The following is a 20,096-nucleotide window of genomic DNA, read 5'->3' as shown; positions in this document are numbered from 1 at the left end:
GGCCATCGCATACATTGTTAATTTGAATGGAGAGTCGTTTTGGACAATGAAGAAGTAGTAAGAGTAAGTTTGGTTGAGCAGGCTCACGGCTTTTTTAGTGATGGTACGTGGGTGGATTTGCTGGTTCCATTTTTGATCAATGTAGCCATTGCTTTGGCTATTTATATTGTTGGCTTTTGGCTGGCTCGTAAAATTGTCAATCTTGCTGATAAGGCGATGTCGCTGAAAAAAATGGATGATGCACTTCAGCATTTCCTATTGGCGATTTTAGCGACGCTTTTGAAGTTTGTGGTTGTGTTGGTAGCGCTCGACGTATTGGGCATTCCGACAACATCCTTACTTGCGCTTTTAGGTGCTGCAGGTCTTGCAATCGGCTTGGCTTTAAAAGATTCACTTTCAAACTTTGCTTCTGGGGTTATGCTAATAGGCTTTAAGCCTTTTGGGATTGGCGACTTTGTCGAAGCGGGTGGTCAAGCGGGAATTATTGAGAAAATTACGGTCTTTAATACCGTCATGCGCTCAGGTGATAACAAAGAGATTATTATCCCTAATGCACAAATTTATAGCGGAACAATCGTGAACTATAGCGCCAAGCCTACTCGCCGTGTTGATTTGGTAATGGGTATTGGTTATGGCGACGATATGAAAAAAGCTAGACAGCTTATGCTTGATGTTATCAATGCCAATGAGCGGGTATTAAAAAGTCCCGAGCCTGTTGTTGCTGTTGATGAGCTGGCCGATAGTAGTGTTAATTTTGTTGTTCGCCCTTGGTGTAAAAGTGCCGATTACTGGTTGGTGAAATGGGAGCTGACTGAAGCAATTAAAGAAAGCTTCGACGCTAATGGCATTACCATACCGTACCCTCAGCAAGATGTGCATATGCATCAGGTAGAGGCTAAAAGCGCTTAATTTAAGGTGCTTTGATGCTTTTTAAAAGGCTAGAGAGCTCAGTGCATTGAGCTCTCTTATGCTTTGTTTATTTAGCTTTCCAATAGCTGACTCGTTCATTTAAGTCTGGGCGAGCTCGTTCACTCGGCGTATCTTTCGCGCTACCAATATAAATAAAACCTGCAATACGCTCATGTTCCTCGAGCCCAAGCTCGGCGTTGATTTGTTGATCAAAGGCATACCATTCCGTTATCCATTGTGAGTAAAAGCCTAAGGCTTTGGCCGCAAGTAAGATGTTCTGGCATGCGGCGCCAGCGCTTAATTCTTGCTCCCAAACAGGAACTTTGTGCTCAGGGTTTGGTTTGGAGCTGACCGCAATAACGACTGGTGCACGTAAAAAGCGCAAGGCTTCAAATTCGAGCAGTTTCTCGGAGGCCTTGGGCTCTCTCTCTGCAAAGCGTTGACGCAGTATGTTGCCGAAGTCTGCTCGGGCCTGACCTTGAAACACCCAAAAGCGCCAAGGGCCGATTTTCCCATGGTCGGGCACACGATGGGCCGCTTTCAATATGTCTTGAATTTGCTCATCGCTTGGTCCAGGTGCGCACATATTGTTCGCTAATACGGAGCGGCGTGTGTGCAGGGCTTCTAACAGGGGGGAGTTGCTCATGCTTATCTCGTCAATCAAATAAACTAATGTTGGAGCGCAGGCTAGCGCACAAGTATAATCCGCGCAATTCTCAGATTCAGAACCTTATCGAGGTAGTCTAATGACGGTTCGTACCCGTATCGCTCCTTCGCCAACTGGCGATCCACATGTAGGCACGGCCTATATTGCCCTTTTTAACTTGTGTTTTGCTCGTCAGCACGGTGGTCAATTTATTCTTCGTATTGAAGATACGGACCAAAGTCGCTCAACACCTGAGTCTGAGCAGGCTATTTTGGATAGTTTGCGTTGGTTGGGCTTAGATTGGGATGAGGGGCCTGATGTTGGTGGTGATCATGGGCCGTATCGTCAAAGCGAGCGCAAGCACGTATATGGTGAATACGTTCAGCAGTTATTGGATGCGGGTTTTGCTTTTAAGTGTTATCGCACGGGTGAAGAGTTAGACGCGCTTAGGGCCGAGCGAAAAGAGGCTGGAATTCATACCGCGCTTAAAGCCTCGGATCTAAAGCTGGATGAGGCTGAATACGCTAAGCGTGAAGCCGAAGGTTTGCCATTTGTTGTGAGAATGGTTGTGCCGGAGGAAGAGGGCACTTGCGATGTAGAAGATATGTTGCGCGGCACAATGGCGCTGGACTGGACCCTTGTTGATGCGCAGATTCTGCTCAAAAGTGATGGTATGCCGACTTACCATCTAGCTAATGTTGTGGATGATCATTTGATGGGCATCACCCATGTGATTCGAGGTGAGGAGTGGATTAATTCAGCACCTAAGCACTTGTTATTGTATAAATACTTTGGCTGGCAGGCCCCTACGTTTTGTCATTTGCCGTTGTTGCGCAACCCTGATAAAAGTAAGCTGAGTAAGCGTAAAAACCCAACGGGTATTCTTTATTATCAGCGCGCGGGATACCTACCCGAGGCTGTTTGTAACTATCTTGGTCGTATGGGCTGGTCTATGCCTAATGGCGAAGAAAAGTTTAGCTTAGCGCAAATGCAAGAAGCTTTTGATATTCAGCGTGTCAGCTTGGGCGGCCCGATTTTTGATATTGAAAAAATGAGTTGGCTCAATGGGCTTTGGATTCGTGAAGATTTAAATACAGAACAGCTGGCTGATCGTTTGGGAGAGTGGTTATTAAATCGCGATAACTTGCTTAAGGTTTTGCCCCAAGTGCAGCCGCGTATGGAAACCCTAAGTGACTTTGTGCCTGCTGCTGCATTTCTAGCGAGCGGAATGTTGGATCTTAATGAGCAAAGTTTTGCTGAAAATAAGCTTGAGCCTGAAGAACAAAAGAAAATTTTGCAATTTGTCTTATGGCGTTTAGAGGCTTTGCGTACTTGGCAGCGCGATCAGATTTTCACCGAGCTAAAAAGTCTTGCCGATGCGATGGGCTTTAAAATGAAGGATTTTCTAGCGCCTGTATTTATCGCCATTGCAGGTTCTACGTCTTCGTTTTCTGTTATGGATGGTGCCGCCTTGCTTGGGCCTGATTTGAGCCGAGCAAGGCTACGTCATGCAGTGAATGTATTAGGGGGGGCAGGTAAGAAGGTGATGAAGCGTTATGAAAAAGAGTACGCGGCCTTGTCTTAAACTTTTGTATTAAACTCCAAAAAGCCCGCGTTTGCGGGCTTTTTTGTGCCTGCTGTTTAAGCTAGGCTGTGTTCTGTGGTTAAGACGCGATTTCGACCCTGCTGTTTGGCTCTTAATAAGGCAAGATCGGTTTGTTTTAGGGTGAACTCTAAATTGTGTTGAGGGAAGTATTCAGAGACACCAAAGCTTGCGCTGAGGATGATGCTTTTACCTTCTGCGTCAAACTTTTTAGAGTTAAGTGATTCGCGCATGCGCTCAGCTTGTTTTACCGCAGCCTCTCGCTCTGAGTCAGGCATTAAAATTAGGAATTCTTCACCGCCCCAGCGGGCAACCGTATCTTCTTCGCGAACTAGGCTTTTGAGTGTGAGTGAAAATGCACGCAATACTTCATCGCCGATGTCATGACCAAACTCATCGTTAATAGATTTAAAGCGGTCGACATCGATAAGAATAACGCTAAAGGGAATGTAGTATTCCTTATGTATGGCGACACAGTGTTGTAAGCGGTTGGTCATTTCTCGTCGGTTAACGAGGTTGGTCAAGTAGTCGGTGCGAGCGCATTCCTGTAAAACTTCTTCCATACGTCGGCGTTCGCTGACTTCTTGTTCTAATTTGTCGTGGCTGGTTTTAAGTTCTGCTGTACGGCTCTGAACTTGGCGCTCCAGCTCGTCGCGTGTTTTGCTCATATGATCGAGCAGGTAATTAAAGGCTGTTGTAAGGTGGTCTAGTTCGTCGCCCTTGTTGCGTACAGCATTGTTTTTAAGGGGAGCTAAGTCAGCGCAGCGTGTATAAAGGTTTTGAATGCGTGCGAGCATATTGCGCGATAAAACGTGGGCGCAGGCATAAGCAAAAATAATGGATAGAACAAGTGAGGCGATACCTTGGGTTCTCAGTGCCGTTAGCTTTGCATCAAAGGTGTCGGCGTGCATATCGATGCCCACCAAATAAGCGTGCTCGCTACCGTGGATCGGGGCGTAACCAGACATAAAACTGCCCCAACGGTCACTGGTGACTTCATTGTCTACGCTGACCACATCAAAGCCTGACATTAATTCAGGAATGTACTCATCGTATAGTTCTTCTAAATCTGCTGGCTCTTCTAGGTCTGAGTCAACAATAAAGCGGGCGCTGTTTTGGTCTTTGCGCATAATATAGATAAAGGCAATATCAGGGTTGGCTTCAGCGAGATCGCGCACTTCTTTTTGGTAAAAGCGGTATTCTGGGCTGTTGGTGTCTTTGCGAGTGACGATATTGTCGAGTTTGTTACCATCAAAGCTTTGCGCAAGCAAGGCCGCGCTGTGCTTGAGACGTGACTGTAAGCTTTCTGTAAGTTCGTCAATGGCGCTTGTATAGAAAAAAGAACCAATAGAGCCGCTAACAAGTAGGATGGCTAAAAAGTGACTTAAAAATAATTTTGTACGAATGCTGAATGTCATTGTTAAATCTGTGCTGGCGCCGTTATACGTGCTGCATCAACTCCTTCCCTAGAATTGCTGTTAGGCTGAAAAACACTAAAGTGTGAAGTTGAGCCTACCTGATCTCAACTGGCCTGTGTAGTCTTATTATTTAGATATAAGTGCTTTATTGATCCCTGCCTTTGACGTGCCTGTTTCGCGCTATTAGTGTATGCATTGCTTGCCCTTGCGTTAACAAAAAATACAGTAATAGTAGGTTTGGGTGTTGACAGCACTAGGTGGCGTCCATAGAATGCGCAGCCTCTTTCGGGGCCTTAGCTCAGCTGGGAGAGCGCAACACTGGCAGTGTTGAGGTCAGCGGTTCGATCCCGCTAGGCTCCACCAAACAAACAAAAAAGCCCGCATCGCAAGATGCGGGCTTTTTTGTTTGTCCGCTAGATTCTCTAGCGGTATCGCTCTTAGCCTCGGTTCAAAAAATTGCCTGGAGCAATTTTAAACGCCTGAATGGGCGGCCCCGTAGGGGCGAGGCGCAGGACGCGCCGAGTAATCCCGCGGACATATCCCCAAGCTCCCTCCGTAGTTAAATCGCAGGATGCGCAAGGGCGGCCACCGCTCCGTCAGCTAGTTTGGGAGCAAATTTGCACGACCCAGGCGCCCGCAGGGTGAGGCGCATGGATGTAGGTAGTAGAGCAATGCAGGACGCCTATGTGGATATAGGTGGTAGGGCTTTGCACGCCTGCAGGGCGTAGGTGTTAGGGGCGAGTCTGGAACAATCAATCGAGGAGCATAAAGCCGAGCAATTGCCTAATGCATCCCGCGGACATGCCTCCAAATACCCTACGTGCTTAAATCGCAGGATACGCAAGAGCGATTTACCCCTCCAGATTCCCCCTCTTTTACCCCGATTTCCCCTTACTTACCGCCAAAATACAGCCAGGCATTGCCCATGTCTGGCCTTTCTGCTATATTCCCGCGCGCTAAAACGGCTGTGGCAGGGTGCTTTGATCAGGACCAATCCTAAGCAGCTATAACTAACTAACCCGTAGCCTGATCCTGCGGCAGATCAATCACTTCTTCAGTGTTTTGGTCGAATTATAGGTATATTCCATATGAGCGAATCTTTCGCGGAACTCTTTGAAGAAAGTTTGAAAACAGTCGACATGGTGCCTGGCTCCATCGTAACTGGCGTTGTTATTGATATCGACAACGACTGGGTGACTGTTCACGCTGGCCTTAAATCTGAGGGTGTTATCCCTGCAGAGCAGTTCAAAAATGAACTGGGTGAGCTAGAACTTGCTATCGGCGACGAAGTTCAAGTTGCCTTGGAAACTGTTGAAGACGGTTTCGGTGAAACCCGCCTTTCTCGTGAGAAAGCTAAGCGTGCAGAGGCATGGAAAGTGCTTGAAGCCGCTCACGAAGCTGAAGAAGTGGTTACTGGTGTTATTAACGGTAAGGTTAAGGGTGGTTTCACTGTTGACGTTGCTGGTATTCGTGCCTTCTTGCCGGGTTCATTGGTTGATGTTCGCCCATTGCGCGAAACCACTCACCTTGAAGGCAAAGAGCTAGAATTTAAAGTTATCAAGCTAGACGCTAAGCGCAACAACGTTGTTGTTAGCCGCCGTGCGGTTATGGAAGCTGCTAACTCAGAAGAGCGCGAAGCTCTATTGGCCAACTTGCAAGAAGGTCAGTCTGTTAAGGGTATCGTTAAGAACCTTACTGACTACGGTGCCTTCGTTGACTTGGGTGGCGTAGACGGTCTATTGCACATCACTGATATGGCTTGGAAGCGTATTAAGCATCCTAGCGAAATCGTTAATGTTGGTGATGAAATCGACGTTAAAGTGCTTAAGTTTGACCGTGAGCGCAACCGCGTATCACTTGGTCTTAAGCAATTGGGTGAAGATCCTTGGGCGGCGATCAAAGATCGTTATCCTGAAGGTGCTAAGACCATGGCTAAGGTTACTAACCTTACCGACTACGGCTGCTTCGCAGAGATCGAAGAAGGCGTTGAAGGTCTTGTGCACGTAAGTGAAATGGATTGGACCAACAAAAACATTCACCCATCTAAGGTTGTTAACCTAGGTGATGAAGTTGAAGTAATGATCCTTGATATCGACGAAGAGCGTCGTCGTATCTCTCTAGGTATTAAGCAGTGTCACGCTAACCCTTGGGATTCATTCTCTAGCCAGTTCAACAAAGGCGACAAGATCAGCGGTAAGATCAAGTCAATCACTGACTTCGGTATCTTCATTGGTCTTGACGGCGGCATCGACGGCCTTGTTCACTTGAGCGACATTAGCTGGAACGAAGCTGGCGAAGAAGCTGTTCGCAACTTCAAGAAAGGTGATGAGCTAGAAACTGTTGTTCTTGCTATCGACCCTGAGCGTGAGCGCATTAGTCTTGGTATCAAGCAGTTGATCGACGATCCTTTCAATAACTACGTTAGCGAAAACGACAAGGGCACTAAAGTGACTGGTACCGTTGTGTCTGTAGACGCAAAAGAAGCTACTATTAAGTTGGCTGACGATGTAGAGGCGACCTTGAAAGCCTCTGAAATTAGCCGTGATAAGGTAGAAGATGCCCGCAACGTGCTGAAAGAAGGTGATGAAGTTGAAGCTAAGATCACTTCTGTTGATCGCAAAAACCGCGTAATTTTGTTGTCTGTTAAGTCGAAAGATACTGATGACGAAAAAGCGGCGATTAAAGAGCATAGCGCTAAGTCTGCAGAAGCTGCACAGCCTGCAACTATTGGTGACTTGATTAAAGCTCAGATCGAAAGCCAAAAGTAAGTCGTTGTACTTATTTGTGAGCTAGCTTATTGGTTTTAGCTTACGGTTTAAAAAGGCAGCCCCTGCAATGGGGTTGCCTTTTTTTGTTTTTGCTAGTGTTGTTTTTAAGTCTAAAGTCTTAATGTTGTTTTTGGAGTGGAAAAAACCTTGAATAACAAGGGTTTAGGCGACTAAACTGGTTTTGTTGCTATTGCTTAGTTTGTATAAAGTTATAAAACACGGAGTTGAATATGACTAAATCTGAATTGATAGAGTGTATTGCAGATCAGCAGGATCAGTTAAGCCCTAAAGATATTGAGCTTGGAGTAAAGCTTATACTCGAAGAGATGTCGATTGCCCTTGAGTGTGGTGAGCGTATCGAGGTTCGTGGTTTTGGTAGTTTTTCTCTCCACTACCGTAATTCTCGCATGGGGCGTAACCCTAAAACGGGGGAGCCGGTAAAGCTTGAAGGTAAATACGTGCCTCACTTTAAGCCAGGCAAAGAGTTGCGCGATAGGGTGAATGAGGCCATGGTTTAGGTTTTATTTGCTTTTTGTGGTTTCAATTTGTTCGGTTTTTCTGTCGATCTTAAAACCCTCTTTTAAGGTGTAATAAATAGCTGCTTAACACCGACAGCGGACACTTTTTTTGCTACACTGCCGCCCTTTAAAGTGCTGGCTCGAGTTTTGCTCGTCAAGGCTGGTAAAAAAATACTCGATATGGACGCTTAATGAGCTTTATTCAGCCTGTTATCCTTTCTGGTGGTAGTGGTACGCGCTTGTGGCCTAAATCTCGAAAGGCCTACCCTAAACAATTACATACCCTTTATGGTGAGCATACCATGCTTCAGCATACGGCTTTACGTGTACTTGGTCAGCAGTCTCCTTTGGTTGTTTGTAATGACAGTCAGCGTTTTATGGTGGCTGAACAGTTGGCTGAGCTAGAGCTTGGTGATGCGCAAATCGTCTTAGAACCCGTTGGTCGTAACACGGCGCCCGCTATTGCGGTCGCGGCTTTGCAAGCAATTAAAGCAAATGAAGATGCCGTACTTGTGGTTTTGCCGGCAGATCATCTCATTAAGAATCTCGATGCTTTTCATCAGGCCCTTGATCTTGCTATTGCAAAAGCAGAGCGTGGCAGTTTGGTTGCTTTTGGTATTGTGCCAAATAAACCCGAAACAGGTTATGGCTATATACATGCTAACGGCGCTGAATCAGAAGGTGCTGCAATTAATAAGTTTGTTGAAAAACCAGACCTGAAAACAGCCCAGGCTTATGTTGAAAGTGGTGAATATTTCTGGAATAGCGGAATGTTTGTGTTCAAAGCTCAAACTTTTATTGAAGAGCTTAACGAATATGAGCCGGCAATGGTTGAATTGGCAAATACTGCGTTAAGTAAGGCTCAAGAAGATCTTGATTTTTGTCGTTTAGATCAAGACGCATTTTCACAATGTAATGATATAAGCATTGATTACGCCGTTATGGAGCGCACCGGTAAAGCATGGATGGTGCCCCTCGATGCCCAGTGGAGCGACCTTGGTAGCTGGCAAAGCCTTTATGATGCTTTAGATAAAGATAAGCAAGGCAATGTGTGTAAAGGTGATGTGATTACCTATGGTTGTTCGAATTCAATGCTGCATGCCGAACACAAGCTGGTAACGGCCATTGGCTTGAACAATATTGCTGTTATTGATACTGATGACAGTTTGCTGGTGTGTGATTTAGCAGATAGCCAGAATGTAAAACACATAGTCGATAAGCTAAAAAAAGAACAGCGTAGCGAGAGTGAGCTGCACCGTAAGGTGTATCGACCTTGGGGTAATTACGACAGTATAGGTGGCGGCGACCGTTATCAGGTTAAATGTATCGAAGTATTGCCAGGTGCGAGTTTGAGCTTGCAGATGCATCACCATAGAGCCGAACACTGGATCGTAGTAAGTGGCACTGCAATGGTTCAGCGAGGCGAAGAAGAGCACTTGCTTAGCGAAAACCAAAGTATTTACATACCTTTAGGCGAAAAACATCGTTTAACAAACCCTGGGAAAATACCTCTGCAACTTATAGAGGTGCAAAGTGGTAGTTATCTTGGGGAAGACGATATCGTCCGCTATGAAGATAGATTTGGTCGAGCATAAAGTTTGCTCGCCTAAATAAAAATGGTGCTCGGCTATAAGCCGTGAATGAATAAAGATAAAACTCGCGGTTATTGAGTAGTACCGAGGGTTAATAGAGAGAAAACAGGGTAGAGCATGGAAAAGGCCTTAGCGTTATTAGCCATATCCTTCACAATTAGCTTCGTTGTTATTAAGTTGCTTAAACCCTTGGCGTATTGGGCTGAGTTGGTAGATAAGCCTGGTGGTCGTAAAAATCACAAGGGGGTTATCCCGCTTATTGGTGGTTTGGCGATTTATGCTGCGGTGTCTATTAGTACTTTCTTTTTTATCGAGCAGCCGCTATTTATTCGGCTTTTCTTGCTTGCTGGTGGCCTTATCGTATTTATGGGTATGGTGGACGACCGCTACGAGCTCAGCGCACGCTTTCGCCTTGTAGGGCAGTTACTCGTTTGTGGTATTTTTGTCTACGGCCTCGATATTAAAATCACCAATTTCGGCAACATCTTTGGTGTGGGCGATTTAACGGTTGGTTGGCTTGGTTACCCTCTTACCGTACTTTCTTTAATGGGAGTTATGAACGCCTTTAATATGATGGATGGCATGGATGGTTTAGTTGGTTCAATCTGCATGGTTGTTTTTGCTGGTTTAGCTTACCTCTTTGCACAAAGTGCCGATGTAGTTCCCCAGTTTCTTTGCTTGACCTTTGTTGGTGCTATTGCAGCCTTCCTTATTTTCAATATTTGGGGTGAGCCTGGTGGTAATAAATTAAAGAAAATCTTTATGGGTGATGCAGGCTCAATGTTCTTGGGTTTGAGTATTGGCGTTTTGGTAATTTACGGTTCGCAAGAGCCTGTTGCCGCATTCGAGCCTGTAACTGCACTGTGGTTAGTGCTGCTACCTATGACGGATATGTTTACCATTATGTACCGCAGGATTAAACGCGGTAGATCGCCAATGGACCCAGATAGGACGCATATTCATCATATTTTGTTGAGGGCAGGCTTTGGGAAAAATTTGACATTGGGTGTGATTGCGTTTTCACAGCTTGCTTTCATTTTTTTAGGCGCGGGTGTGGTGATGAGTGCTCCTGAAAGCGTCTCTTTTGTGTTGGTAGTCATGGTTGTTGCGGGGTATCAGTTATTGATGAGGCGTAGTTGGAAGTTTATTCGTTGGGGGCGGCGATTTTTTTTAAGTTCCTGTAAAAGTTAGTATTTTCGATTGTGAGTGAAACAGACTGTGCTGCCCAAGCTTGCTTGGGTTTTGTGTTTATGGGGGGGGGGAATGCTTAAGAAAGAGGAACAGATTGCAGATGTCTCTAGTAATAACAGTGAAGTTGCGAGTCGTAAGCAGGATGTCTCGTTTGAGCGGCTTCCTGAGATGATAGACCTTGGGGTTTATTGGGGACAGCTTTGGCAGGCGCGCTACTTTATTACCGGGATGGTGTTGATATTTGCAATAGTGGGCGGTGGGTGGGCTCTAAGTCTACCAAATATGTACACTAGTAAAGGCGTGTATGCAGCTTCGCAGAAACAGGATGATACAGCGATGCTCGGGGGGCAATTAGGTGGTATTGCTGCAATGGCTGGCATTAATCTTGGTGGTGGCGAGAAGAATGATATTGATCAAGCTTTAGTGTTGGCAGCTAGTTGGCCGTTCATTGATGAGGTTATTAATAAGCATGAGTTGGCGCCACTAATTATGGGGGTCAAAAGATGGGATCAGGGAAGTGGTAGATTCACTTGGGACGAGAGTGTATATGATAGTTCTTCTGGAGCATGGGTGGCGTCAATAGATGAGAGGCCTACTAGCTTTGAGATCTATAAGGAGTTTTTAGAATTGGTTGGGTTCAGTGTGAATTCGAAAACAGGAATGGTAACTATTTCTGCTACTCATTACTCTGCAGATGTTGCTGAGCGCTGGGTTCACATCTTGGCGGGAGAGATTAATGAGCACTTTCAATCTAGGGATATTCTGGATGCACAGAAAAACATTGCTTATTTAAATAATAAAATTACAGAAACCAGCATTGCAAATATGCAATCTATATTTTATGGCATGGTTGAAAATCAGATGAAAACACTCATGCTTGCTGAGGTTGGTGATGAGTATCTCTTAAGAGAGGTCGTCCCACCAAGGGCTGCAGAGTTGAAATCAAAGCCCATGCGAGCGGTAATTGTTCTGGTTTTTACAGTAATTGGTGGTTTTCTTACTTGTTTTTTAGTAATCCTTCGAGAGATGTATAGGTCGTCGAAGGGGTAGGTGAGCGGTGAAAGTTAAGCTGAAGACTGGAGAACGTTTCGAGTGTCTAGAAAATACGGTTCTGGAGGCGGCATTGGGCGCCGGGCTGCGGCTCCCGTTTAGTTGCAGGCGTGGGGAGTGTGATTCATGTGAGTGTACACTTATTGAGGGAAGCGTGTCTCAAAATGGAGTTGTTATATGTGCAGGTGAAAGGATCAAAACTTGCGAAGCTCGGCCGGAAGGTGACTGCGTAATTGATGCTGAGCACTTACCTCAATTAACTAACGTTAAAAGAATTGTTACGCCTGCGAAAGTCTCTCAGATTGAAATCGTCGAAGATACCGCCGTGTTGAGGCTTAGAACGCCTCCCGCTATTTTCGTTAGTTTTCTTGAGGGGCAGTATCTCGACCTACTCTTTTCCGGTATTAGGCGTAGTTATTCAATAGCAAGCACCTCAGGTAGCGATCTAATTGAACTGCACATCAAGCGTGTGGCTGGCGGTGCAATGAGTGGCAATGTTTTTGATGTGTTTGCAGAAAATACATTAGTAAGATTGGAGCTTCCAATTGGAAGCTTTTTTGTTCGTGAATCGGATAAGCCGCTGATTTTTCTTGCGACCGGTACAGGCTTTTCCTCCGTACAGTCCATGGTGTCCCGGTTATTGGATCAAAAAACTAATAGGGAGGTCCATGTTTACTGGGGGAATAGGTATCAAAAAGATTTTTATACTGATTTGCCGCGGGAATGGGCGGGTAGGCATAAGAATGTAATCTATTGCCCCGTTACATCTCGTGAAAAAGTGGGCTCCTCATGTAGATATGTGCAGGAAGCTGCGCTCAAAGATATAGGGGCCTTTAATAACTACGATGTTTATGCGTGCGGCTCTTTAAATATGATTGAATCTGCCAAAAAGTTAATGATTGAAAATGGCCTGCAAGCTAATAATTTTTATTCGGATGCTTTTGTGGCTACAACGAACTAGGGAAAAGAGATGAAGGCTGTGATTCTTGCTGGCGGCTTAGGGACTCGCTTAAGTGAAGAAACTTCGGTTAAGCCGAAGCCTATGGTTGAGGTGGGTGGCAAACCTATCCTCTGGCATATTATGAAGCAATATTCTGCTCACGGCGTTAATGAGTTTGTGATCTGTTGTGGGTATAAAGGATATGTAATTAAAGAGTATTTTGCTAATTACTTCCTGCATATGTCAGATGTGACTTTTGATATGTCTACCAACGAAATGCATGTGCATCACAAACGGGCTGAGCCTTGGAAAGTGACCTTGGTCGATACGGGTGACCATTCAATGACCGGCGGGCGTCTACTTCGTGTTAAAGAGCATGTGGCTAGTGATGAGGCGTTTTGTTTTACCTACGGTGATGGTGTTGGTGATGTTGACATCACCAAGTTAATTGCTTTTCATAAGACCCACGGGAAAAAAGCTACTTTGACGGCTGCATTCCCTCCTGGGCGATTTGGTGCGCTGGACATCCAGGATCGGCAAGTAATGAGCTTTAAGGAAAAGCCCAAAGGCGACGGTGCAATGATTAATGCAGGCTTCTTCGTTCTTTCTCCAAGCGTTATCGATCATGTTGATGATGATGAGAGTGTTTGGGAGCAGGAGCCGCTGAATGCACTTTCTGCTGAAGGTGAGCTGATGGCCTTTGAGCACAAGGGTTTTTGGCAGCCAATGGATACTTTGCGTGACAAAATGTATTTAGAAAAACTGTGGCAGCAAGGTGAAGCACCTTGGAAAACTTGGAGCTAAATATGATTGATCCGAATTTTTGGAGTGGCAAGAAAGTACTCCTAACCGGACACACAGGGTTTAAAGGTAGTTGGCTTGCGCTGTGGCTCGATAGTATGGGGGCAAAGGTTAAAGGGCTGGCTCTGGAGCCTCCCAGTAGTCCCAGTATGTTTGAAGAGCTAAAGATAGCTGAAAACATAGAGTCAGAGATTTGTGATATTCGAGATTTCGAAGCTGTTTTAAGCTCCGTAGAGAGTTTTAGTCCAGCAATCGTAATTCATATGGCGGCCCAGCCATTGGTGCGCCTTTCATATTCTCAGCCCATTGAGACCTATCATACGAATGTAATGGGGACGGTTCATGTTCTCGAAGCTATTCGTAAGGTAGGGGGCGTGAAAGCTGTTATTAATGTAACGAGCGATAAGTGTTACGAAAACAAGGAGTGGCCTTGGGGCTATCGTGAAGATGAGCCGAAAGGTGGCTATGACCCTTATAGTAATAGTAAAGGTTGTGCGGAGTTAGTAGCGGACTCATACAGAAACTCGTTCTTCAATAAGAATAAGTATAAAGACCACGGTTGTGCTTTGGCATCGGTACGTGCTGGCAACGTTATTGGTGGTGGAGATTGGGCTGATGACCGCCTTATTCCGGATATCCTGAGCTCGTTTGAAGCGGGCAAAAGTGTGCATATCCGCAGCCCTCATTCAATACGCCCTTGGCAGCATGTTTTGGAGCCTTTGTCTGGTTACTTATTGACCGCGCAGCTTTTGTTCGAGCAGGGCCCTTGTTTTGCGGAAGGTTGGAATTTTGGTCCAAATGACACTGATGCCAAGCCTGTTAACTGGATTGTCGATCGCTTGACGAGTCTTTGGGGAGAGGGGGCGAATTGGCAACTCGATGGTGACAATCATCCTCATGAAGCAGGATACTTAAAATTGGACTGCTCCAAGGCAAAAATGCGAATGGAATGGCAGCCTCGATGGAATTTAGACGAAACGCTCGAGCGAATCGTCGCGTGGCATAAGGCGTGGTTGGCTAAAGAAGATATGAAGGCCTACACACTAGAAGAAATTAAGCAATATATTGCATCTGCATATTAAGAGAAAACGATGAACAAAGATGAAATCAGGAATCAGATCGCTGATCTGGTAGCCAAATATTCTGAGCTGGAAGATGCTCCTAAATTATTTGTTGGTGGAGAATCACCAGTTCCGCCTTCAGGTAAAGTCGTTGGTTGTAAAGAGCGTCAATTGATGGTTGAAGCATCTTTAGATGCGTGGCTAACCACGGGGCGTTTTAATGATGAGTTTCAAAAGCGCTTGGCTGATTATTTTGGTGTAGAGTACTTGCTAACAACTGTTTCGGGGTCCGCTGCCAATCTTCTTGCAATAGCAGCGTTGACCTCACCAAAGCTCGGTGATCGCCAGTTAAAAACAGGTGATGAAATGATTACCGTTGCTGCCGGTTTCCCGACGACTGTCAATCCGGCTATTCAGTACGGTCTTGTGCCGGTTTTTGTTGATGTAGATATTCCAACCTACAACATTGATCCGGCTCTTATTGAAGCTGCGATCAGTGATAAAACTCGTGTGATCATGATTGCACATACCTTAGGTAACCCTTTTGATTTAACCGAAGTGCGTCGTATTGCGGATAAATATAAGCTTTGGTTAATTGAAGATTGTTGCGACGCCCTAGGCTCTACTTACAACGGTCAAAAAGTTGGTACTTTTGGTGATATTGCTACAGTGAGTTTTTATCCTGCTCACCACATTACGATGGGTGAGGGGGGGGCAGTATTTACCAATTCTAAGGAGTTAAATACTCTCGTTGAATCTTTCCGCGATTGGGGGCGTGATTGTTATTGCGCGCCGGGTTGTGACGACACTTGTGGCAAGCGTTTTGATCAGCAGTTAGGCTCACTGCCGCAGGGTTATGATCATAAGTACACTTACTCTCATGTTGGTTACAACATGAAGATTTCAGATATGCAAGCGGCCTGTGGTTTGGCTCAGATGGATCGCGTCGAAACACTGGTTCAGAAGCGTAAAGACAACTTTAAGATCCTAAAAGGACTGTTACAAACATGCAGTGAGTTTTTAGAGCTACCCGAGGCGACCCTCAACTCAGATCCTTCATGGTTTGGTTTTCCTATCACCTTGAAAGAAAGCTCAGGTGTTAATCGTGTTGACCTCCTGAAATTCCTTGATGGAGCTAAAATTGGGACTCGCCTTCTGTTTGCAGGGAACCTGACACGTCAGCCTTATTTTGAAGGGGTTAACTACCGAGTAAGTGGTGAGTTGACCAATACTGATCGAGTAATGAATCAAACATTCTGGATTGGTATTTACCCTGGCCTGCAGCAGGAGCAATTACAGTATGTGGCTGCGAAATTTGAAGAGTTCTTCGGTTTGAGCTTTTAATCTTGAAAATTCTAATTAGCGGGGCCTCTGGCTTCTTGGGGCAGCGGCTGTGTCGATCTTTGAGTGTTTCAAATCAGCTCGCTGTTATTTGTCATGAAAAAACGGTGTTTAACTTCCCTTGTGAGAGTATCAACCTCTCGGATGACTTAGAGCGGGATATTCAAAAATTTAATCCTGATTTCAGTTTACATTTAGCTGCTAGCTATAGTGAAGACGACGTTCAAGAAACGCTGGGTTGTAACACTGTACTCCCAGCTCGGATGCTCAAGGCTATATCAAAGCTTGATACCCCGAATAGAAATTTTATCTGTATTGGTAGTTATTGGCAGCATGGTTGCGGAACTAGTATGCAGGGGGCGATCGATCTTTATTCTGCAAGTAAGTTGGCCTTTAGTGGTCTTTTGGAGTACTACGCGTCTAGATACGCTATCAATTCTATAGAGCTAGTCTTATATGGGGTTTATTCAGAGGATGATCACAGAGGAAAGCTAATTAACCTAATACTTGAATCTGCTAAAAGTGGGAGGCTGTTAGAATTGTCTCCTGGAGAGCAAATGCTGAATTTAGTGCACGTAAAAGATGTTATTTCGGGGGTTGAGTTAGCAATTCAGGCTGTTTTGGATAGTGAAAGCGGAGGGGTTAGCCGTTACCGATTGTCTTCTGGAAATGAGTACTCTGTTAAAGACTTAATCTCTTTGGTTGAAAGTTGTAGTGGTCTACTTCCGAATGTTCAACTTGGTGCAAAAAGCTATAGAAGTGTTGAAGTTTTCGAGCCTGTATATATGTATCCGATACTCCCTGGTTGGAGGCCGACTGTTAACTTGGAGTCTTTTATTTGTAACGTTTTAGAAGCTTGAGTGGTGAGTGGTTTATGATTGAGAGCAAGTTAATATCTATTTGTATTCCTACTCGTGATAGGGTTTCAGAACTCGAAGAAAACTTAAGGACTATATCAACTATTTCACGTCGAGCCGAAGAGTCAGGCTTTTCAATAGAGGTGTGTATAAGTGATAACTCTACCTCTAATGATGTTGAAAGTTTAGTTTCACGTTGGGCTGAATTTCCTTTGTTTGAGTTACATTACTTTACACATGGTGAGGATGTTGGCGCCGCTAGGAACTTTATTAGCGCGTTGAGAATGGCTTGTGGCGACTATGTGTTATTACTTGGCGATGACGATTACTTGCATGAGGACTTTTTTGATAATTTAAGCCGAGCATTTGAAGATAAAGATATAACGCTAGCTTTTTTTGATCGGGTTTCTATATCGTTAGAGGGTGAGGTCGTATCGATAGATCAATTTTCAAGCGAAAGTGCTGTTATGTCAGGAGAGCAGGATCTGTTGAAATATATTGATAGGTCGCATGTGCTTGGCGCATTAGGAGCCTTTATTTCCTCTGTCGTTTATAGGGGGGAGGCGCTCAGAAAGGCTTTGGAATCAATTGAATCAATCAACTACAGCTCTCCTTATGCCCATGTGGAGGTAGTGGCTTGGCTGGTTTTACGTGAAAGGTTCGTATATGTGAATAGTGCTTTAGTGTATGCGACTTGTGATAATGACTCATTTCTTTCTAAGGGATATTTGAAGAGGATTGCGATCGACCTAGAGTTTATTAATTGCTGGAGAGATCAAGGAGCGTCTGCCGAGATCCTTGACTCCTTGCAACGCCTCTTACTTCGGGAGCGATCTTGGTTGATGTTCGTGAAAGCAAAAGCTTGCTGTGGGCGGAAAGCCGTTCAGGATTTTTTTTCTACTTCAGATGCTTTTTCGGCGTACCATTTTGTTCAATATATCCCTTATCTAGCATGCTTAGTGGCTCTATTTTTATTTAGATTGAAAAAAAAAATAGTGAGGCTGTTTTGTGCGGTTCGGCCTTCTGAGCGAATACTAATTGTTCAAAATTATCCTGCTCCATATCGGGTCGCGTTATTTAATAAGTTGTTTAAAAAGATCGATTTTGATGTTGCTTATTTAAATCCCTCCCCAAGTGAAAGATTGTGGGATAAAGTCAAAGATGATATTCGCTACCCATACTTGCAACTCGGTGTTGAGCAGAATTGGCTGTTAAATCAAGCCCTAGTATCAACTAAGTTGATTGGTATGCTAGGTGGTTATCGAAAGCTATTAGTGTTTACTGATCCGCCAAACTTTTTCAGCTGTGCTGTGGTGTCGATCGCGGCGCGGATGAAAGGTGTAACTCGGTTATCTTGGGTTAGTCTTTGGGATGGGTATCAAGTCAATACGTCAAGTTGGGTAACGACTTTACTGGCGAGGCTCTACGTCTATGTTGGACTTCGAGCGATTTTGAGTGGTTCTACAAAAGCAATTGGATACTGTCGTTCTAGTGATGAGTTAGCAAGGAGCTATGGTGTTGCTTGTGAATCAAGTTCTCAGTATTTTCCTTTGGCTGAAGTCTATGGTGATGCAAAAAGTAAATCAGGAAGGAAAGAAGGTCCTGTTCGGCTCTTGGTCATAAGCTATCTTTCGCCTCGAAAACAGGTGGAGCAAGCAATTCGATGTGTGAATTCGAATGATGAATTTGAGTTGTGTATTGCTGGGGTGGGGGGGGAAGAGTATGTTCAGTCGTTAATGAGGTTGGGGGCGGGGAATGAGCGTATTTGTTTTAAGGGCTATGTCAATCCTAGTCAAAAATCCGAGCTATTTGAATGGGCCGACTTTCTTCTTTTTACCACGTCGCGTGATAGCTGGGGGTATGTTGTTAACGAGGCCTTTTACAATGGCGTTCCCGTTGTAGGCTCTGATAAGGCGATGGCGGTAAAAGACTTGGTTAGTGAGGCGCGTAATGGGTTTGTATTTGGCTCAGAAGAGCAATTGGCTGAGACGCTAAAGGTGATTGCTCGTGAGATTTCAATGCAAGATGATTTCTTAGAGCGAATGTCTAAATATGCAATGGGTACGATCGTTGACTTTAATGCTGGTGTAGAGAGTAGATTTGAAAAGCTGCTTGCAGATTAATGATTGTTAGCTTACTTCTTCGAAACAGTGCCGTCGCTATTGGGGTGAAGTCTTTAGGCTTAGCTTTTGTCTTCTATTTGGCGCATGCCTTTCAGGATGAACAGCGTCTTGGCAGTATGCTTCTTGTTTGGGGGTATGTTGTTTTTTTCCAGGGGGCAGTATTTACGCCTTTAGCTCATTATTGCGTTACTACATCGTCTCAAATGCCTGTTAAAAGCGTTACTTCCTTAGCTCTTGTTTGTTTGCTTTTGTCGGTGTTTTTTTTAGATGGAAGGCCGTTTTATTTACTAGGAGCCTTCATGTTGCTAAATCTAGTTTCAGATTACGGCATGATAGTTGATAGGAAATATATTCAGCTTAGCTATTTGACAGGGTTGAAAAACCTATTTGGATTGATGGCGATATACCTCGGGTTGGGGATCGAGCTTGTTTTTTTAAGCTTTGCTCTAGGGGAGGCTACGAAGACACTATTTTCATTGCCTTATTTCTTTCGCCCTGCGGTAGGTGTAAAGCTGAAGTTAAGTGGGTTTGTTAGGTATAGTGCATTTCTCTTTTGTGTCGGTAGTTATTATGTTGTTATAAGGACTATGCTCGCGTGCATTGATGTTGGTTATGTAGTTCAATTTGAGTTGTTTCTTCGATTGGCGGAAGTGGTACTGGTTGGTGTTACTAGTGGGGTGATGCCAATTTTTCTGACCGCAATTCGTGAGGGGGGCAAGTCTAAGAATGTGGTAGTTTTCTTTTCTCTGGGGGGGGCTACCTTGCTTTCTTTAGTTGTGCTTTTATCGTCCTTGATATTTGGGGGAGAGAGCTTTGCTCAGGAATTCTATAACTTAAATCTAAATGGTCATTTCAACTTGGTTCTCGCAATTGTTTTGATTCTTTCTGTTTTCATGGTCTTCGCTTCATATATTCGTAAAGAGGTGGCTGCAAGTGCTCAGATCGGTTGGCAATACTTGATCCCTCCTTCACTTGTTTTTACCTTTTTTTACGTTTTGGTTTCTTATTGGCACACGCCACCACTTATCTCTGCTTTCTTGGCATTGCTCATAGTGATCAGTTGTGAGTGTGCTCTAAGTTTGAGAGCGCTTTATGCCGTGCGCAGTAAATGTCAGAGGGTGGAGTAATTGCGTTTATTTCTACTAACGATTGTGACACTAGTACTTTTCAATGATTTTATCAGTGTCGGTCCCTTGGCATCTGCTTTAACCTTATTTGATCATGTTGTTGTAAGCGGTCTCAGTTTGGTCGCAATCTTGGGAGTTAAACATGTTTGGG

General features: G+C 44.7%; 16 protein-coding genes and 1 tRNA gene. 15 read left to right on the top strand and 2 right to left on the bottom strand.

Features of this window, described 5'->3' with window-relative positions:
* Positions 1 to 39: 39 nt before the first annotated feature.
* Complete coding sequence (locus AB1S55_RS16135; protein WP_370979210.1) at positions 40 to 909, top strand: mechanosensitive ion channel family protein; 870 nt, start codon at positions 40 to 42, stop codon at positions 907 to 909.
* 67 nt (positions 910 to 976) lie between these two features.
* On the opposite strand, the gene AB1S55_RS16130 is transcribed toward AB1S55_RS16135, so the two are convergent.
* Positions 977 to 1,555, bottom strand: coding sequence for a nitroreductase (locus AB1S55_RS16130; protein WP_370979209.1), 579 nt, complete (start codon positions 1,553 to 1,555; stop codon positions 977 to 979).
* Between the two features lie 100 nt (positions 1,556 to 1,655).
* On the opposite strand from AB1S55_RS16130, the gene gltX reads away from it, so the two are divergent.
* Positions 1,656 to 3,140 carry a glutamate--tRNA ligase gene (gene gltX, locus AB1S55_RS16125; RefSeq protein ID WP_370979208.1) on the top strand — a complete coding sequence of 495 codons (1,485 nt, stop codon included), beginning with the start codon at positions 1,656 to 1,658 and terminating at the stop codon, positions 3,138 to 3,140.
* A 56-nt stretch (positions 3,141 to 3,196) separates the two neighbouring features.
* Here the strand turns inward: gltX and AB1S55_RS16120 are convergent, their stop codons facing one another.
* On the bottom strand, positions 3,197 to 4,576 hold the full coding sequence (locus tag AB1S55_RS16120) for a diguanylate cyclase (protein WP_370979207.1): 1,380 nt from the start codon (positions 4,574 to 4,576) through the stop codon (positions 3,197 to 3,199).
* A gap of 287 nt (positions 4,577 to 4,863) precedes the next feature.
* On the opposite strand from AB1S55_RS16120, the gene AB1S55_RS16115 reads away from it, so the two are divergent.
* The 13 genes from AB1S55_RS16115 (at position 4,864) to AB1S55_RS16055 (ending at position 19,945) form a co-directional block, all read left to right on the top strand.
* Positions 4,864 to 4,939, top strand: a tRNA-Ala gene (locus AB1S55_RS16115).
* A 725-nt stretch (positions 4,940 to 5,664) separates the two neighbouring features.
* On the top strand, positions 5,665 to 7,344 hold the full coding sequence (gene rpsA / locus AB1S55_RS16110; protein ID WP_370979206.1) for a 30S ribosomal protein S1: 1,680 nt from the start codon (positions 5,665 to 5,667) through the stop codon (positions 7,342 to 7,344).
* A gap of 230 nt (positions 7,345 to 7,574) precedes the next feature.
* A complete protein-coding gene (ihfB, locus tag AB1S55_RS16105) occupies positions 7,575 to 7,862 on the top strand; it encodes an integration host factor subunit beta (protein ID WP_370979205.1) in 288 nt (95 codons plus the stop codon).
* A 191-nt stretch (positions 7,863 to 8,053) separates the two neighbouring features.
* The gene (locus AB1S55_RS16100) at positions 8,054 to 9,457 is read left to right on the top strand and encodes a mannose-1-phosphate guanylyltransferase/mannose-6-phosphate isomerase (RefSeq protein WP_370979204.1); all 1,404 of its coding nucleotides are present in this window, start codon (positions 8,054 to 8,056) and stop codon (positions 9,455 to 9,457) included.
* 114 nt (positions 9,458 to 9,571) lie between these two features.
* Positions 9,572 to 10,645 carry an MraY family glycosyltransferase gene (locus tag AB1S55_RS16095; RefSeq protein WP_370979203.1) on the top strand — a complete coding sequence of 358 codons (1,074 nt, stop codon included), beginning with the start codon at positions 9,572 to 9,574 and terminating at the stop codon, positions 10,643 to 10,645.
* A 72-nt stretch (positions 10,646 to 10,717) separates the two neighbouring features.
* The gene (locus AB1S55_RS16090; protein ID WP_370979202.1) at positions 10,718 to 11,695 is read left to right on the top strand and encodes a chain length determinant protein; all 978 of its coding nucleotides are present in this window, start codon (positions 10,718 to 10,720) and stop codon (positions 11,693 to 11,695) included.
* A gap of 7 nt (positions 11,696 to 11,702) precedes the next feature.
* Positions 11,703 to 12,656 (top strand): FAD-binding oxidoreductase, encoded by a 954-nt coding sequence (locus AB1S55_RS16085; protein WP_370979201.1) that lies wholly within the window; start codon positions 11,703 to 11,705, stop codon positions 12,654 to 12,656.
* Between the two features lie 9 nt (positions 12,657 to 12,665).
* Positions 12,666 to 13,439 carry a glucose-1-phosphate cytidylyltransferase gene (rfbF, locus tag AB1S55_RS16080; RefSeq protein WP_370979200.1) on the top strand — a complete coding sequence of 258 codons (774 nt, stop codon included), beginning with the start codon at positions 12,666 to 12,668 and terminating at the stop codon, positions 13,437 to 13,439.
* Positions 13,440 to 13,441: 2 nt separating this feature from the next.
* On the top strand, positions 13,442 to 14,518 hold the full coding sequence (gene rfbG, locus AB1S55_RS16075) for a CDP-glucose 4,6-dehydratase (RefSeq protein WP_370979199.1): 1,077 nt from the start codon (positions 13,442 to 13,444) through the stop codon (positions 14,516 to 14,518).
* Positions 14,519 to 14,527: 9 nt separating this feature from the next.
* Positions 14,528 to 15,841 carry a lipopolysaccharide biosynthesis protein RfbH gene (gene rfbH, locus AB1S55_RS16070; protein WP_370979198.1) on the top strand — a complete coding sequence of 438 codons (1,314 nt, stop codon included), beginning with the start codon at positions 14,528 to 14,530 and terminating at the stop codon, positions 15,839 to 15,841.
* A gap of 2 nt (positions 15,842 to 15,843) precedes the next feature.
* Complete coding sequence (locus AB1S55_RS16065) at positions 15,844 to 16,698, top strand: NAD-dependent epimerase/dehydratase family protein (protein ID WP_370979197.1); 855 nt, start codon at positions 15,844 to 15,846, stop codon at positions 16,696 to 16,698.
* Positions 16,699 to 16,712: 14 nt separating this feature from the next.
* Positions 16,713 to 18,818 carry a glycosyltransferase gene (locus AB1S55_RS16060; protein WP_370979196.1) on the top strand — a complete coding sequence of 702 codons (2,106 nt, stop codon included), beginning with the start codon at positions 16,713 to 16,715 and terminating at the stop codon, positions 18,816 to 18,818.
* Positions 18,818 to 19,945, top strand: a complete 1,128-nt coding sequence (locus tag AB1S55_RS16055) for a hypothetical protein (RefSeq protein WP_370979195.1) — start codon at positions 18,818 to 18,820, stop codon at positions 19,943 to 19,945. Before AB1S55_RS16060 ends, AB1S55_RS16055 begins: the two co-directional genes overlap by 1 nt.
* Positions 19,946 to 20,096 lie beyond the last annotated feature (151 nt).

It is taken from the genome of Agaribacterium sp. ZY112, assembly GCF_041346925.1.
In the GTDB taxonomy this organism is placed as follows: domain Bacteria; phylum Pseudomonadota; class Gammaproteobacteria; order Pseudomonadales; family Cellvibrionaceae; genus Agaribacterium.
The sequence above is the reverse complement of the archived record's forward strand: the minus strand, read 5'-3'. Positions and strand labels throughout refer to the sequence as shown.

Bases quoted from the DNA above. Each gene is read 5' to 3' on its own strand.
- AB1S55_RS16055 (WP_370979195.1), top strand. From the start codon at position 18,818: ATGATTGTTAGCTTACTTCTTCGAAACAGTGCCGTCGCTATTGGGGTG.
- gltX (WP_370979208.1), top strand. From the start codon at position 1,656: ATGACGGTTCGTACCCGTATCGCTCCTTCGCCAACTGGCGATCCACAT.
- AB1S55_RS16130 (WP_370979209.1), bottom strand. From the start codon at position 1,555: ATGAGCAACTCCCCCCTGTTAGAAGCCCTGCACACACGCCGCTCCGTA.
- ihfB (WP_370979205.1), top strand. From the start codon at position 7,575: ATGACTAAATCTGAATTGATAGAGTGTATTGCAGATCAGCAGGATCAG.
- AB1S55_RS16090 (WP_370979202.1), top strand. From the start codon at position 10,718: ATGCTTAAGAAAGAGGAACAGATTGCAGATGTCTCTAGTAATAACAGT.
- rfbF (WP_370979200.1), top strand. From the start codon at position 12,666: ATGAAGGCTGTGATTCTTGCTGGCGGCTTAGGGACTCGCTTAAGTGAA.
- AB1S55_RS16060 (WP_370979196.1), top strand. From the start codon at position 16,713: ATGATTGAGAGCAAGTTAATATCTATTTGTATTCCTACTCGTGATAGG.
- rpsA (WP_370979206.1), top strand. From the start codon at position 5,665: ATGAGCGAATCTTTCGCGGAACTCTTTGAAGAAAGTTTGAAAACAGTC.
- AB1S55_RS16100 (WP_370979204.1), top strand. From the start codon at position 8,054: ATGAGCTTTATTCAGCCTGTTATCCTTTCTGGTGGTAGTGGTACGCGC.
- AB1S55_RS16120 (WP_370979207.1), bottom strand. From the start codon at position 4,576: ATGACATTCAGCATTCGTACAAAATTATTTTTAAGTCACTTTTTAGCC.
- AB1S55_RS16095 (WP_370979203.1), top strand. From the start codon at position 9,572: ATGGAAAAGGCCTTAGCGTTATTAGCCATATCCTTCACAATTAGCTTC.
- rfbG (WP_370979199.1), top strand. From the start codon at position 13,442: ATGATTGATCCGAATTTTTGGAGTGGCAAGAAAGTACTCCTAACCGGA.
- rfbH (WP_370979198.1), top strand. From the start codon at position 14,528: ATGAACAAAGATGAAATCAGGAATCAGATCGCTGATCTGGTAGCCAAA.